This is a genomic window from Acidipropionibacterium thoenii DSM 20276 (genome assembly GCF_000423445.1).
GTDB classification, from domain to species: domain Bacteria; phylum Actinomycetota; class Actinomycetes; order Propionibacteriales; family Propionibacteriaceae; genus Acidipropionibacterium; species Acidipropionibacterium thoenii.
Genome location: NZ_AUHZ01000011.1, coordinates 61301 through 76084 on the forward strand (window position 1 = coordinate 61301; position 14784 = coordinate 76084).

The following is a 14784-nucleotide window of genomic DNA, read 5'->3' on the forward strand; positions in this document are numbered from 1 at the left end:
GCCTCGGTGTCCATCCCGTCGCGGCTGCGGATCCGGACAGGTCGTCAGGCGTAGCGTTGTCGCGCGCACCGGGACCGGCCGGGCACCAGGAAGGATGACGATGACCCAGTTCGACTTCGACAGTCCCACCGCCGACTGGCTCCGCGCTCGCGGAACCGGTCGCTGGCATGACGTGACCGAGGACGTCATCCCGTTGTGGGTGGCGGAGATGGATTTCCCGGTGGCCCCTCCGGTGCAGGCCGCGATTCTCGACGTCGTCACCAGGCAGGCCTACGGCTACCCCCGCGACAACGGCCTCAAGGAGGCCTGGGCGGACTGGGCCGGGCGGTACGAGGGGCTGAGCGTCGACCCGCGCAAGGTCGCCATGCTGCCCGACGTGCTCACCGGTGTCCGGCTGGCCATCCGGACCTACTCTCCCGACGGCTCCCCGGTGGTGCTGCCCTCCCCGGCCTACATGCCGTTCTGGGAGGTGCCAGGTCTGGAGCACCGCGAGATCATCACGGTCCCGATGATCACCGGAGCCGACGGCCTGGGCACCCTGGACATGGACGGGATCGAGGCGGCCTTCGCCAAGGGCGCACGATCCATCATCCTGTGCCAGCCCTACAACCCGCTCGGCAGGGTCTTCACCGCCCAGGAGCTGGCGCCGCTGGCCGAACTGGCCGATAAGTACGACGCCTTCGTCATCGCCGACGAGATCCACGGACCGTTGGTCCCCGAGGGCCGCACGGTGCCCTTCGCCACGGTCTCCGAACTGGCTGCGGCCCGATCGGTGAACATCAGCTCGGCCTCCAAGTCGTGGAACCTGGCCGGTCTCAAGACGGCCTTCATCACCTTCTTCACCGACCAGAACCGAGCGGCCTGGCTCAAGGGGGTGCACGAGCTGGAGACCGAGGGGGCCACCACGGTCGGGATGGCTGCCAACCTGGCGGCCTTCACCTCCGGCCAGCCGTGGCTCGATGAGGCCAATGCCTATATCCACGCCAATGCGCTGTGGCTTCACGACGAGCTGGCCCGCCAGCTGCCGCAGGTGCACTTCGCCGTGCCCCAGGGCACCTACCTGGGCTGGCTGGACCTGCATGACGCCGGACTGCCCGACCATGCCGGCAGGTGGCTGCTCGAGCACGCCAGGATCCGCCTCAACGACGGGCCCACCTTCGGGCCGGGCGGGGCCGGACATGCCCGGATCAACCTGGCCACCCCGCGGCCGCTGCTGATCGAGGCCACCGGACGGATGATCGAGGCGATCAACCACCGCTGAGCGCTGGGACTCGGCGGGCTTGCGGCGCGGACGCTCGACTGGTGCGCCCATCCGTGCAAGCGTGGGCGTACAAGTGGCGCGGAGTGACCGATTTCCTGCTCCGGCCCCCTGAGGAGAGGCAGCACGAATGGACATCAGTGCCATGGATCCGCAGAACGTTCAGGAGCTCTTCGACACAGACGTCGTGGGACCCGACGGGGAGCAGATCGGTTCGGTCGAACAGATCTTCGCCGACGACGTGACCGGCACCCCGACCTTCATCACCGTGCGCAACGCCGACCGTGAGTGCTGCATCCCGGTCAGCGGCGCCGATCTCGGCGAGAATGCCATCACCATCCCCTTCTCCAAGGATGTCGTGGACGCTGCGCCCACCGCTCCCGATACCGAGGAACTGTCCTTGGAGCAGGAGACCTCGCTGTACCGCTACTACGGCATCCGTCCCCCGCGCAGGTCCACCGTGGGCAGGTCCGATTCCGAACAGGCCGCCTCCGAGTCCCCGGTGACGCCCAGCCACGCCCAGGCCGAGGAGCCCGATGAGCTCGACCACGAGCCCACCGAACCGGCGGCCCCGGTCCGCGATTCCACTGAGTCCGATTCCGCCGATTCTGATTCCACTGGGCCCGATTCAACCGGGGCCGACCCCATCGAGCTCGACCCCACCGTGCCCGACGCCACCGACCTCGACTCCGCCGGCTCCGAGGTCACCGAGCCGGCCGGACCTGCCGATCTGGAGCTTCCCGAGCAGACCGAGGCCGAACCCTGGGATGCCAACGAGTTCCGGTCCATCGCCGATGTCGAGGAGTCCCAGGACCCGGCCGCTCCCGAGCCGACAGCCGACGACGTCGCGGCCGAGGAGGCCGCGGTCCTCGGTGATGATGCCTCGGCGCTGGACGATGAGCCGTCCGAGGTCGGTGAGGCCGACCCGCCGGTCGAGGGGCGGCTGCCGGCCGAGGTGGCCGGCACGGCAGCGGTGGCCGGAGTCGCCGGGCTCGAGGGTTCGGCGATCAGCGAGGATGCCTCTCCTGATGAGGCGTTCGCCGATCAGGGATCCCCCGAGGAGCTCGAGGACCCGCTTGCTGCGCCGATCCTCGAGGCCGAGGACGTCGCCCAGATCGATGCCGAGGAGGACTCCGAGGTCTCGGCGGAGCAGCTGGCCGGGGGGCTTCCCGCCGGTGCCACGCTGCGCAAGTACGTCATCACCGAGATGGTCACCGTCCAGGTGCCGGTGCGTCGGGAGGTGGTCTGCTACCAGGACGCCGACGGGGTGCTGCACGAGCTGGAGACGGTGGCGCCGCCGGCCTCGGCGACCTCGGCCGAGAGTTCCACAGATCCGGCGAACTGGTGGTCCGGCAATGACCCGGCCAGCACTGACGAGCCGGCCGGTACCGATGCTGGAGACCCGGAGGACGGGAACGCGGCGGCCGACCGCCATCAGTCCTGAAGCCGGAGCCGATCCGGATGCTGACCCGGACTCAGACCACGGACACAGCGAGCGGGCCCACCGAGAACCCGGTGGGCCCGCTCGCTGTGTCCCGCTACCGTGCCGGCGTGATGCTGGCTCGGTGTGCGGGGATCGAGGTCACTTCACGACCTGGTATGAGACAGTGGCGACGCCGGCGCTGGTGCTGGCGATCTGCTTGAAGGCACCGGTCGACAGGTCCAGGCATCGGCCCGAGACATAGGGTCCACGGTCGTTGATCCGCACGACGACCGACTTGCCGTTGGCCTTGTTGGTCACCTTGAGGCGGGTGCCGAAGCTCAGGGTCTTGTGAGCGGCCGTCATCGCGGAGGAGCGGAAGCGCTCGCCGCTGGCGGTCTGCGATCCGGACTCCTCGCCGTAGAAGGAGGCCTTGCAGCTGCCGACCGCGCCGGTCGTGGTGACCCGCTCGGCTGATCTGGAGACCGTGCTCGTCCGTGTCGGCAGAGCGACCTTGGAGTAGCTCACGTTACGGCTGACGAGGTAGCCGACCTTGCCCTTGTAGAGCACCTTCGTCCAGCCATTGGAGGAGGCGGACAGCGCCTTGACGTGGGAGCCCTTGCTCAGCGAGCCGATGCTGGCGCTCGACTGGCTGGCCCGGCTACGGACGGCGACGCTGGTCTTGGCCCAGACCAGGCGCCCCCTGGAGGAGGCCGCAGTGGTGCTGGCCTTCTTGGCGGCGGCGACCCTCGCGTGGCTGAGGTAGCTGCTGGAGATGTAGCCGACCTTGCCCTTGTAGAGCACCTTCGTCCAGCCATGGGAGGAGGCGGACAGCGCCTTGACGTGACCGGAGCGGACCAGCAGCCCGATCTTCGCGCTGGAGGTGGTGGCCCTGGCGCGGACGTTGACATTGGTGGTCGCATAGACGAGCTTTCCCGCGCTGCTGGCGGGCTTCGGTGAGGCGACGGGCTTGGGTGCCGCGACCGGTTTGGGGGCGCTGGCGGTCTTGGCCTGAGCCGGGGCGGCGTGGGCCTGGGTGACAACTGATCCCATCACGGCGACGCCGGTGGCGGCGCTGAGGGCCACCATGCGTCGCAGGGGCTTGCTGTGCCCTGAGGTCTGAGTGCTGCTCATGTCGTGTTCCTTCCGCTGGGGGCCACGAATGGCCCGGCGAGAACCGACAATAAGGGCAATCTGAGAAATTCTCAACTATGTGGATGAGCTGAGGGCGTGAAACGCCTCGTCCCGCCGCCTGATGGCCCGTCCCATGACGGCGTCTCTCAGCTGGGGTTCACGAACCGTGTGACCAGACGTCGCAGTGCCTCGACCGTCAGCTCGAGGTCGGCCACCGAGATGTGTTCGTCGGTGGCGTGCCAGCGCCCCAGCATCCTGGCCAGGGAGCTGTCGCGGTGGTAGAGCGAGAATCCGTATCCCAGTCCGCCGAGTCGACGCGCGAAGCGCAGGTCCGAGCCGCCCGAACCGATCACCGGAACCACTGCGGAGCCGGGGAAGAACTCGCCGATGGTCTCCTCGATCGCGCGGTAGAGCGGTGTGTCGGTGGGACTGGCGGTGGCCTCCTCGCAGATCAGGCGCTCGATCTCCACCTCATCGGCGAGATCACCGAGGGCGGCGCGCAGTGCCCGGTCGACGTCCTCGTCGCTCTGTCCGGGAAGGGTCCGGATGTCCAACTCCAGATAGGCCGTCCCGGGGATCACGTTGATCGCCTTTCCGGCTCCGACGACGGTCTCGGCGACCGTCAGGTGGGAGATGGCGTGGGCGTAGGAGGCCAGCGGGCCGAACATCTGGTAGACGTCATCGCCGGCCCCGCTCAGCAGCTGCTGCTCGGTGGCCGGGTCGAAGTGGAAGGAGGTCACGAAATGGGTCCACAGCTCGTCGTGGGCGCCCGGCAGCTCCATCCTCGCGATCCGGGTGGCCACCTCGGCGATCCTGGTGACCGCAGAGGTCTTGCGATAGGGGGTCGAGCCGTGGCCTGGCTGGGTGTGCACCACCAGGCGACGTTGGGCGGCGCCCTTCTCGCCCACCGCGATCACGATGGCGTCCGCCCCATCGGCCGCCGTCAGATGTGAGCCGCCGAACTCCGAGATGCAGTTGCGCCAGTCCAGGGCTCCCGGCCGGTGGCTGGACAGCCAGGCTGCCCCCAGCCCGCCGCGGGCCTCCTCGTCGGCCACCCCGGCGAAGGTCAGGGTGCCCCTGGGCGGGCCGGCCAGTGCGATCTCGCGGGTCACGACGGCCATCGCGGCGGTCAGCCCCATCATGTCCACGGTGCCTCGACCCCAGATCTGGCCCTCGCAGATCTCGGCGCCGAAGGGGTCCTTGCGCCAGGCGGGGGCATCAGCCGGGACGACGTCGGTGTGGCCGAGCAGGGTCAGCGGCTCGGCCTGCGGGTCGGTGCCCTCGACAGTGACGATGAGGGTGACGCGGCCCGGATGGGGCTCGACCCGCTCGATCCTGACCGGAGCGCCGGCGAAGAAGGCCTCCAGGGTGTCGGCATTGCGCACCTCCTGGCCGGAATCGGGGGTGAGGTCATTGGCGCAGGCGTTGCGCACCAGCTCCTGCAACAGCTCGATGGTGGTGCGGGTCCGGTCCTCCGTGCCGGCGGTGCCGACCTGCGGGGAGAGCGAGGAATGACTGGACATCGATACTCCTGGGAGCGGAACTGTGCGGCTGCTGATGGGCCGCGAAGGTGGTTCCCAAGGCTATCGTGGTAGGCCCGGCCGGCCGGTGGGTCCCACACTCCGGCACCGGGGGAGACGTCGTCGCCAGCACGACGCCCGGCCCGGCCGGCGGCGTCCCTCAGTCCGCAAGGCCCGCCAGGATGGCCCGCGAGGAGGAGACGCCGAGCCGACTGGCTCCGGCATCGACCATGGCGATGGCGGTGGCGGCGTCCCGGATGCCGCCGGAGGCCTTGACCCCGAGCCGGTCGCCGACCGTCCGGCGCATCAGCTGGACGGCGTGCACGGAGGCGCCACCGGCGGGGTGAAAGCCGGTGGAGGTCTTGACGAAGTCGGCCCCGGCGCGTTCGGCGGCCCGACAGACCTGCACGATCTGCTCATCGGACAGCACTGCGGACTCGATGATGACCTTGAGGACGACGTCGGGGGCGGCGGCACGCACCGCGGCGATCTCGGCCTCGGTGAGGTCGTAGCGACCGGTCAGCGGGAGGGCCAGGTTGATGACCATATCGATCTCATCGGCGCCATCGGCGGCGGCGATCTCGGCCTCGGCGGCCTTCACCCGGGAGTCGTGGGCGCCGGAGGGGAAGCCGCAGACCACCGCGACCCGGAGGCTGCTGGGATGGTCGAGGGGCAACTGGCTGGGGGAGACGCAGACCGAGTAGGTGCCCAGCTCGAGGGCCTCCTCGACCAGGGCGCGGACCTGCTCGGGGGTGGCCTCCGGCTTGAGCAGGGTGTGGTCGATGATCCCTGCGATCTCGGCCTTGGTGGGGTGGTCTGTCAGAGGCATGACATAGCCTTTCGGTCGTCCGGTGTTCAGAGGTCAGACGGTCCTCGGGACCGATGCTGATCTCGCCGGGGTCCAGCATGGCGCACGCGAGGATGCGAGGGAACTCCAATGGATGCTCAGGTGGTCGTGGTCGGATCGATCAACGCCGATCTGCGGATCACCGTCGAACGCCATCCCCGGCCCGGGGAGACGCTGCTCGGCGGCGACGGCTCGGTGACCCCGGGGGGCAAGGGTGCCAACCAGGCCCTGGCCGCCTGCCGGGCCGGCGTTCGGGTGGCGATGATCGGGGCCGTGGGCCGCGACCCGAATGCCCATGCCGCACTGAGTCTGCTCGACGGGTCCGGTACCGACCTGTCGGGCGTCGATGCGGTGGACGGCCCGACCGGGGTGGCCGTGGTGATGGTGGCCGATTCCGGGGAGAACGAGATCGTCGTGGTTCCCGGCGCCAATGCGACCGTCAGCGCCGAGGCGGTCGAGGGCCATCGGGATCTCGTCGAGGCGGCGTCGGTGGTGCTCTGCCAGGGGGAGACGCCGGTCGACGGCATCGCCCGTGCCAGCCGGCTGTGCGAGCAGGCCGGTGGACGATTCATCCTCAACCCGGCACCGGTGATCGAGCTGCCCGCCGAGGTCGTCCGTCGGGCCGATCCGCTGGTGGTCAATGAGCACGAGGGCGCGCTGGTGGGCGAGATGCTCGGGGTCGGCGTCGACACCGGGGAACTCGAGGAGGATCCGGCTCGGTGCATCGAGCTCCTCAGGGCCCAGGGCTGCCGCTCGGTGGTGATGACACTGGGATCGAAGGGAGCCCTGGTGGCCACCGATGCGGGTGTGGCCGCGATCGAGGCGATCAGGGTCGAGGCCGTCGACACCGTCGGCGCCGGTGACGCCTTCACCGGCGCTCTGGCCGCCCGCCTCGCCGAGGGCCGGGATCTGGACGAGGCATGTCGCTATGCCACGCGGTTCGCGGCGTTGACTGTCGGCCGGGTGGGCGCCCAGGAGTCATATCCCACCCTGGAGGAGGTCGCATCGCTGTGAGGACGCGGCGGAGGACCGCGCCCTGGACTGCGGGCCGCAATGGTGCGAAGTCGAGGATGCCTCAGCACCGGTCCTGATAGATGTACAGCGTCGATGCACCGAAGGGCGCTGCGACGAAGGTGCGGTAGCTCACCGTCGTGGGCGTGCCGGTGGACTTCTGCGGGGAGCCGGAGATCAGCGTGCATGCCCGGGATCCGGCGAAGTGCTGCAGATACCAACCACCCGGCGGCCCGTCGACGTGGACGCTCCAGGTATAGGGATGAGAGCTGTGACTGCCGACCCACTCCAGCCCGGCATCCACATCCTGAGGGCGGGCACCGGCGACGACGAGTCGCTGCGCGGCCTGCCACCTCGCCGCGTCGTAGGAGTAGGTCGCCGATGTCAGCAGCACGCCGATACCAGCGAGCACCGCGGCCACGGCGAATCCGGCCGGCGTCCGCAGTGGTGGTGAGTCGGCGGTGGTGGGGGATCGCCTCAGAAGCAGGCCGCCCACCACTGGGACCATCAGCAGCAGGGCCCTGGCGAACATGAACTGGCCGGCCAGGGTCTGAGCGACCGTCCCGACCAGCAACAGCGCACCAGCGGTGCAGAGCAGCACATCACCGCGGGGGATGCCGTTGGCGACGAACTGGCCGACCAACAGTCCAGTTCCCAGCACAGCGGCTGCAGAAGTCCCCACCACCAGCGCCGCCGGGAACGGGATCGGTGCTCCGACGGAGGCCACCGGGTAGGCGACGGATCGACCGATGAGGTAGTTGCCGACGAGAAACGAGATGCCGTGGGACTGCCACCACACCGCCACCGCGGCGTACAGCAGGGCCGAGCCACCTGCCAGCCAACGGGCCAGCGGACGCCACTGCCGAGGGCGCGCCACCGCGACGAGCACCGGGAGCAGGAAGAGTCCCATCGTGGCCGGGATCTTGATCACGGTTCGTATCGCGTAGGCCCCCAGGGCTCCGGAACCGGTCGGCGGATCACCGCCCGGCAGGGACTGTCTCCAGACCTCGAAGGCCACCACGATCAGGACAGCGAGGATGCCGCTGGCGTACACCAGCCGTCGCGAGGGCCGTCTCAGCCACCAGCCCGCGACGAGCACCGCGCCGAGCCCCACCAGGGCCTGCTCCCGGATGGTGACCGCCCACAGCCCCGCCACCACGGCGAACCACCACCACGCCGCCGAGCTGCGCCGAATCGCCTGATCGCCGGCCCACAGGCACACCAGCGTGCCGGCCAGTGCCGGGATGTCGGCCATGAACTGTGTCGACAGCAGACCGAACTCGGGGACCGCCCCCAGAGCCGCCGCGATCAGCAGAGCTGCGGAGCCGCCCACTCGGGGCCGCACCAGCAGATAGCCGGCGACGATGCACACTGCGCCGCACAGCGCGACGAAGAGGTGCTGGACCACCAGACTGGTGCCGGCGGGGCCGAGAATCAGCACCTGACCCATCAGGGACGAGCGATTCCATCCGACCAGCCTGATCCGGCCCGTCTCGCCGAAGTACTGAGCGATCTTGGAGTACGCCCATGAATCATTGTGCGGAATGCTGAGGCTCCCGGTGATTCCCGAGATGACGAGCGGCAGCACGACGCAGATCATGATGATCACTGACAACCAGGCGATCTGGGAGGAGTTCTTGTCCAGACGTGGCGAGGCACTGGGAGATGTCAGCTCATCAGCGACGCGAATGTCGGATGTTCTCGACGCCATTCCTCCACTCCTCTGCCTGGAACTCTTCCTGGAATGTGGACGGTGATTCGTCGGGATGAGAGGCGATCCCGATATACCGTCTCCGGGATTCACCGGGCCTGCTGAGGCAGGTCCGCCAGTGCTGCCGCCAATGACTCGACGCCGAAGGTTCGTCTGGCATGGTCGCGGGTCGCCCGGTCGATCGCCGGCTCCGACAACTCGCGGGCCACGGCGGCCGCGAAGGCGTCGGGATCGTCGGCCACCTCGAAAGCCGCGCGGATATCCCGCGGCAGACCCGACAATCCCTGGGTCCTGGTGACGATCGGCGCGTCGGTCATCAGCATGTCCAGCATCTTGAGCTGGACGCCGCTCCCCACCGCCACCGGATTGATGAGTACTCGGGCGCCGAACTGGTAAGGGGTGACCTCCGGCACGTCGAAATGTGTGCGGACCTCCGGGACGGCCGCCAACTCCTGGGCGAGATCCGGCCCCGGGTGCGAACCGACGATGCGGACGACCACACCGGGGTGCAGTTCGCGAAGCCTGGGCAGTACCTCCCGGACGAACCACCGGACACCCCCGACATTGTTGGGGGTGTGAAGGCCACCGGTGAACACCACATCGCCGGGAATCCTGTCCTCAGGGGGCTCGGTCAGTGCCAGCTGTGGCAGCGGCGGAAGCCACCGCAGGTTCTCGACCCCGGCGTGCCGCCACTGGGCCATGTCGTCCAGGGAGATGTCGAGGACCTGGTCAGCGGCAGCCATCAACTTCAGCTGATAGTCCAGCAGGCCCACACAGGCCAGCCGCCAGGCGATCCGGTCGCGGGGATGAGTGGCTGCCGAGGCCTGTTTCCTCAGGTACTGGTGTTCGACATTGTGGGAGCGGTATGCGATCGGGAGATCCAGCTGCGCCTGCAACCTCAGGCCCAGCTCACCGAACCACGGCCCATCGAGCCAGATGAGGTCGGGCCCGAAGTCGGCGACCTTCTCGTCGATCTCGGCCATCTCTGCCGCATCGGGCACCCGGGTGGCGGCATGCCAGGGGACCCTCCGCATTCCGGCCAGCTGACGGACGGTCCGCAGCAGTCCGCCCTTGACCGGTATCGACACCCGCTGGCTCACGACACGGTCGGTGTCGGCGAGATCACCGGCGCTCGGCAGCTGAGCCCCGCGCGGATCGTAGGAGTTCACCAGCATCACCTGGTGCCCGAGCCGGACGAAGGCCTGAATTCGACGCCAGACGTCGGCCCGGCCGCCTCCCCGCGGCGGGTTGGGGTAGGCGAAGGCGCACACCAGCACTCGCATCGTCAGGTCCTCTCCGTCGCCCAGCCGGCAGCCGGGCCAGGCTCGCGGACTCGGGGGGCCCGGGGCGCTCTGGTGCGGCTGAGGCGGGATCGGGAGTCGGGACGCCGGCCGGCCAGTGCCTGTCCGAAGGCCGCACGGTGGCAGATCCCCGCCTGTTCCCACTCGCGCCCGCTCAGCCGGGGATGATCAGCGGTGCGTTGCTGCGCCGCCGCCAGGGCGTCGCCCAGTGCCTCGGGGGTCAGCTCGCCCTCGAACATCATCACCCAGCCCTCGCCCATCTCCCGGCTGAGCGCCTCATTGAACTCGTTATGGGGAACCAGCACCGGGCGGTCCAGCGAGAGGGCTGCCAGCACGCTCCCCGAGTTGTGCATCTCCTGGTAGGGCAGGGCGACGACCTCGGCGCTGCAGACCTCGCGGACGAAGTCGGCGTCGTCGAGGAAGTCCAGGGCCAGACTGATACGCGAGTCGGCTCGGGCCGCTGCCTGGAGGTCGGCGGCGAGCTCGCTGGAGGAGGGCCGCCCCGAGATGTGAAGCGAATAGCCGGGGCCGGCCAACCCGGAAAAGGCATGAACGAGCGCCTCGGTGTTCTTGTAGCGGCGGATCTTGCCGACGAATGCGACCCGCCCCGGAACGGCTGCAGGCGTGTCATAGCGGGCGAACCAGTCCCGGTAGTGGCCATGTGGAATCAGCACATCGGCGACGCCGGGCGCGGCCGGGGTGAACTCGTTGAGGACGATGCGTTCGCGGGTCAGCTGCTCAGTGGCATGCAGCAACCAGTACTCCGCTCTGGTGAGGCCCTCGGGGAGTTCGAGATTGTGGACGGTCCGCACGACGGGAGTCCTGGTGATCCACAGCCGCAGCAGGAACAACCCGTACAGGCACCGCCTGACCGGCGTCGAGAACGCTCCCCTCCGCTCGATCAGCACCTCTGGCCAGTGGGCATGGAAGACGTCGTAGGAACCCAGCAGGGCATCACGCCAGTTCCAGCAGATCACGCTGAGACCCGGGGTGGCGCGGATGGTGTCGCGAAGCTGCGTGATGTAGGGATTGGTGAGGCCGCTCGGCTGCTGGAAGGACTCCAGCACCCGGATCCGGCGGCCGCCCCCCCGATCTCCTTCGGCAGGGACGGCCGGCATCTCAGCGGGCGGCACCGGACCCGCCAGACCGATCCGGATCGCTGCGGTGACGCCGCGCAGATAGCCCCGCCACGGGCCCACCGACTGGAGGAACTGGCGTCGGCCTCCCTTGAGCAGGGTCTCCATCGCCGTGCGGGGGGTCTGGAGCAGCCATCTGCGGCGGTCGGCGGCATCCAGCCATTTCGCCGCGAAAAGGGCCCGGTTGCGGATGTTGTGGAAGTAGTAGGCCTCGGACTTCGCCGTGCTGCCGCCGGCGCGAGGACTTCCGCCATCGCGATGAGTCCCGCCCTCGTCATGGATGGCGACCACGGTGGGGTCGACCGAGACCCTCGCCCCCACCTCCAGCGCGCGCCGGCACAGATCCACGTCCTCCCAGTAGAGGAAGTAGTCCTCGTCGAAACCGCCGATTCGCTGCCACAGGTCGGTCGACAGTGCCATCACCGCCCCCGAGACCCACTCCATCACCGTCTCCTGGCCGCGGCGGTGACGAGACGACATCACCGTTCCGTCGCTGAGCCGCAGGTCCATGATGGCGCTCATCCAGGGCTTCGCCTCGGAGGTCACGATCCGCGGGGCGACCAGCAACGACCTGTCGGCGGCGACCGCCGCTGTGAGACGATCCACATCCTCGGGCGCCAATCGGGCATCCGGGTTGAGGAGGAGCAGCTCCTGGGCCCCCTGGGCGATCGCGCACGCCGCACCTCGGTTCATCCCGCCGCCGAAGCCGAGATTGGTAGAAGGGGTCTCCACCAGCCATCCGTGGATCCCGGCCAGCCGTCGGATCTCATCGCGTTCCTGCTGGTCGGTCCAGTTGTCGACGACCACGACAGTGGGCCGAGCCCGGACGCCTGACCCCGATGCAACGCTGGCTACCAGGTTTGTCGCCAACAGTTCACTGCTGCCGAAATTGACGACGATGACCGCAGCGGCACGGGAATCTCCAGACACAGTGTCACCTTTCGCGGCACGGACGGATCGGAGTGTTCTGAGCGATGTGCGGCACACGATATCGGTGCAAGGTCAACGTGATGGGGAGAATTCGTGATCCCGCCGAACAGCCAGCCTGTTGTCCACTGATATGACACCATGAGTCATGGTCGAACCGGCTCCGAACAGTTCGCTGAACATCGCATTGATCGGCACCCGCGGCGTGCCTGCACGATATGGCGGATTCGAGACCGCGGTCGAGGAGATCGGTCGTCGCCTCGTCGACCGCGGCCATCGGGTGATCGTCTTTTGCCGCAAGCCCGGTGACGGCTCGGCTCCCCTGGGCCAGTACTACGACATGGACCTCGTCACCTTGCCGGCCATGCCTCGCAAATCCCTGGAGACGCTCAGCCACACGACATTGTCGGTGCTGCACCGGTCGCTGGGACGCACGGATGCGGCGATCGTCTTCAATGCCGCGAACTCCCCGCTGCTGCCCGTGCTTCGGGCGCGGGGCATCCCGACCGCGACCCACGTCGACGGCATCGAGTGGCGCCGTGCCAAATGGCAGGGCGCCGGTCGCCGCTACTACCGGCTCGCCGAGTCATTGGCCGTCAAACTGTCCGACGCCCTCATCGCCGATGCCCGCGGCATCGCCGAGTACTACCGCGACGAGTTCGGCGCCCAGACCCGCCAGCTGGCCTACGGTGCCCCGATCATCGACTCCCCGGCCTCCGACAAGATCGCCGAGCAGGGCCTCACGCCACGTGGCTTCCATCTGGTGGTGGCCCGTTTCGAGCCGGAGAATCACGTTCTCGAGATCGTGAAGGGGTACAGCAACTCCCGGGCCAAGCTGCCCCTGGTCGTGGTCGGATCGGCCCCGTATGCCGGGGAGTACACCCGCAGGATCCACCGAGCTGCGGACGGCACCCGGGTCCGCTTCCTGGGAGGGGTGTGGGACCAGGAACTCCTCGACCAGCTCTACGCCAACAGCGCCAGCTACCTCCACGGCCACAGCGTCGGGGGCACCAATCCCTCCCTGCTGCGGGCTGCGGGTGCCGGCGCCTCGGTGATCGCCAAGGACGTGGTCTTCAACAGCGAGGTGCTCGGCGGCTGCGGCCTGCTCTTCACCGACACCGCCGATGTGGCCTCGGCCATCGAGGAGATCGAGGCCCATCCGGACCAGGCCCGTGCCCGCGGGGACCGGTTGCGGACCGAGATCGCCCGCTACTCCTGGGAGACTGTCACCGACGGCTACGAGGAGTTGCTCCATGATCTGGCGCGCATCGGGCCCACCCCGTTGCGCTCCCACCCGAGCGGGCGCCGGTCGGGGGGCGGCCGCTGATGCCGGTCTCCCCGTTGGCTGGTGCCACCATCCTGGTCGCCCATCCCGGTGCCGAGCTGTACGGCTCGGACCGGGTGCTCTTCGAGTCGGTCACCGGGCTGATCGATGCCGGTGCCGAGGTCGTCGTCGCCCTGCCCGTCACCGGGCCCGCCGTCGCCGAACTGGAGTCACGGGGAGCGCGGGTGGTGATCTGCCCCACCCCCGTGCTGCGCAAGAGCGCACTGTCGCCCAGTGGGTTGGTGAGCCTGACCGGCCGGATGCTGGCCGGTGGGGTGCGCGCGGCCCGGCTGATGCGTTCGGTGCGTCCTGAGGCGGTGGTGGTCAACACCATCACCATTCCGGTCTGGCTACCGGTGGCACGGGCGATGCGGGTCCCCTGCCTGTGCCATGTCCACGAGGCCGAGAAGTCCGCGCCGGCTCTGATCCGCAGGGCCCTGTACTCCCCGCTGGCCACCGCCACCCGGGTGATCGCCAACAGTCGCTACAGCCTGGCGGTCCTCAAGGAGGCTGTGCCGTTGCGGATCCCGCCCAGCGCGATCGTGGCGAACGGTGTGGCCGTCCCTGACGGCAGCGAGATCGTGGCCGGGCCCCGCACCCGACCCGGCGCCGGCACGGCGGAGGATCCGGTCAGGCTGCTGTTCATCGGCCGGCTGTCGCCGCGCAAGGGCCCCCAGGTCGCTCTGGAGGCCGTCGAGAGGCTTCGAGACGCCGGGACCACGGTCCGGCTGTCCCTGCTGGGAGCGGTCTTCCAGGGCTACGAGTGGTTCGAGTCCGAGTTGCGGACCTGGGTGGCCGAGCATCGGCTCGGCGATCAGGTGGACTTCCTGGGATTCCGCGACGACGTCTGGCCGGTGGTCGCCCAGGCCGACATCATCGTGGTGCCCTCCACCAGGGATGAACCCTTCGGCGACACCGCGGTGGAGGCGATGCTGGCCCGCAGGCCACTGGTGGTCGCCTGGACCAGCGGGCTGAGGGAGGCTGCCGACGGCTACGCCACCGCGCGATTCTTCCCGCCGGGAGACGCCGCAGGGCTGGCGGCCGGCGTCCAGGACATTCTGGAGCACTGGTCCGAGGTCTCCGAGCTCACCGCCGCGGATCGCCGGCTGGCGCTGTCGCGCCACGCCCCGGCGGTCTACCGGCAGGCCTTCGCCGGCCAGGTCGCGGCGATGCTGGCCGAGCACGGCTGAGCAGA

At 69.1% G+C, this 14784-nt stretch carries 11 protein-coding genes; 5 read left to right on the forward strand and 6 right to left on the reverse strand.

Annotated features, from left to right (window positions below; all coding sequences use genetic code 11):
* Nucleotides 1-100 precede the first annotated feature (100 nt).
* Both G554_RS14760 and G554_RS18650 read left to right on the forward strand, forming a co-directional pair.
* Nucleotides 101-1261, forward strand: coding sequence for a MalY/PatB family protein (locus G554_RS14760; RefSeq protein ID WP_027587041.1), 1161 nt, complete (start codon nt 101-103; stop codon nt 1259-1261).
* A 127-nt stretch (nt 1262-1388) separates the two neighbouring features.
* Complete coding sequence (locus tag G554_RS18650) at nt 1389-2702, forward strand: PRC-barrel domain-containing protein (RefSeq protein ID WP_051232462.1); 1314 nt, start codon at nt 1389-1391, stop codon at nt 2700-2702.
* 138 nt (nt 2703-2840) lie between these two features.
* Here G554_RS18650 and G554_RS0104980 read toward each other — a convergent pair whose 3' ends face one another.
* The 3 genes from G554_RS0104980 to deoC all read right to left on the reverse strand — a co-directional run bounded on the left by G554_RS0104980 (nt 2841) and on the right by deoC (nt 6155).
* A complete protein-coding gene (locus G554_RS0104980) occupies nt 2841-3812 on the reverse strand; it encodes a septal ring lytic transglycosylase RlpA family protein (RefSeq protein ID WP_027587042.1) in 972 nt (323 codons plus the stop codon).
* A 146-nt stretch (nt 3813-3958) separates the two neighbouring features.
* Nucleotides 3959-5335 carry a M20/M25/M40 family metallo-hydrolase gene (locus tag G554_RS0104985; RefSeq protein ID WP_084648320.1) on the reverse strand — a complete coding sequence of 459 codons (1377 nt, stop codon included), beginning with the start codon at nt 5333-5335 and terminating at the stop codon, nt 3959-3961.
* A gap of 157 nt (nt 5336-5492) precedes the next feature.
* Nucleotides 5493-6155: a deoxyribose-phosphate aldolase gene (gene deoC / locus G554_RS0104990; RefSeq protein WP_027587044.1), complete on the reverse strand. Its 663-nt coding sequence runs from the start codon at nt 6153-6155 to the stop codon at nt 5493-5495.
* A gap of 114 nt (nt 6156-6269) precedes the next feature.
* On the opposite strand from deoC, the gene G554_RS0104995 reads away from it, so the two are divergent.
* Nucleotides 6270-7193: a ribokinase gene (locus tag G554_RS0104995; RefSeq protein WP_027587045.1), complete on the forward strand. Its 924-nt coding sequence runs from the start codon at nt 6270-6272 to the stop codon at nt 7191-7193.
* Nucleotides 7194-7254: 61 nt separating this feature from the next.
* Here the strand turns inward: G554_RS0104995 and G554_RS14770 are convergent, their stop codons facing one another.
* From G554_RS14770 to G554_RS16665, 3 genes are all read right to left on the reverse strand, one after another.
* Entirely contained in the window at nt 7255-8901 is a 1647-nt protein-coding gene (locus G554_RS14770; RefSeq protein WP_027587046.1) for a glycosyltransferase family 39 protein, read from the reverse strand.
* An 89-nt stretch (nt 8902-8990) separates the two neighbouring features.
* Complete coding sequence (locus G554_RS0105005; RefSeq protein WP_027587047.1) at nt 8991-10184, reverse strand: glycosyltransferase; 1194 nt, start codon at nt 10182-10184, stop codon at nt 8991-8993.
* Between the two features lie 2 nt (nt 10185-10186).
* Nucleotides 10187-12268 (reverse strand): glycosyltransferase, encoded by a 2082-nt coding sequence (locus G554_RS16665; protein ID WP_154654179.1) that lies wholly within the window; start codon nt 12266-12268, stop codon nt 10187-10189.
* Nucleotides 12269-12470: 202 nt separating this feature from the next.
* Here G554_RS16665 and G554_RS14790 point away from each other — a divergent pair, with 202 nt between their 5' ends.
* Together G554_RS14790 and G554_RS0105020 are read left to right on the forward strand one after the other, a co-directional pair.
* Nucleotides 12471-13592, forward strand: a complete 1122-nt coding sequence (locus G554_RS14790; RefSeq protein ID WP_245569950.1) for a DUF1972 domain-containing protein — start codon at nt 12471-12473, stop codon at nt 13590-13592.
* The gene (locus G554_RS0105020; protein ID WP_036924678.1) at nt 13592-14779 is read left to right on the forward strand and encodes a glycosyltransferase family 4 protein; all 1188 of its coding nucleotides are present in this window, start codon (nt 13592-13594) and stop codon (nt 14777-14779) included. Before G554_RS14790 ends, G554_RS0105020 begins: the two co-directional genes overlap by 1 nt.
* Nucleotides 14780-14784: the final 5 nt, after the last annotated feature.

Bases quoted from the DNA above. Each gene is read 5' to 3' on its own strand.
- G554_RS14760 (WP_027587041.1), top strand. From the start codon at position 101: ATGACCCAGTTCGACTTCGACAGTCCCACCGCCGACTGGCTCCGCGCT.
- G554_RS18650 (WP_051232462.1), top strand. From the start codon at position 1,389: ATGGACATCAGTGCCATGGATCCGCAGAACGTTCAGGAGCTCTTCGAC.
- G554_RS0104980 (WP_027587042.1), bottom strand. From the start codon at position 3,812: ATGAGCAGCACTCAGACCTCAGGGCACAGCAAGCCCCTGCGACGCATG.
- G554_RS0104985 (WP_084648320.1), bottom strand. From the start codon at position 5,335: ATGTCCAGTCATTCCTCGCTCTCCCCGCAGGTCGGCACCGCCGGCACG.
- G554_RS0104995 (WP_027587045.1), top strand. From the start codon at position 6,270: ATGGATGCTCAGGTGGTCGTGGTCGGATCGATCAACGCCGATCTGCGG.
- G554_RS14770 (WP_027587046.1), bottom strand. From the start codon at position 8,901: ATGGCGTCGAGAACATCCGACATTCGCGTCGCTGATGAGCTGACATCT.
- G554_RS0105005 (WP_027587047.1), bottom strand. From the start codon at position 10,184: ATGCGAGTGCTGGTGTGCGCCTTCGCCTACCCCAACCCGCCGCGGGGA.
- G554_RS0105020 (WP_036924678.1), top strand. From the start codon at position 13,592: ATGCCGGTCTCCCCGTTGGCTGGTGCCACCATCCTGGTCGCCCATCCC.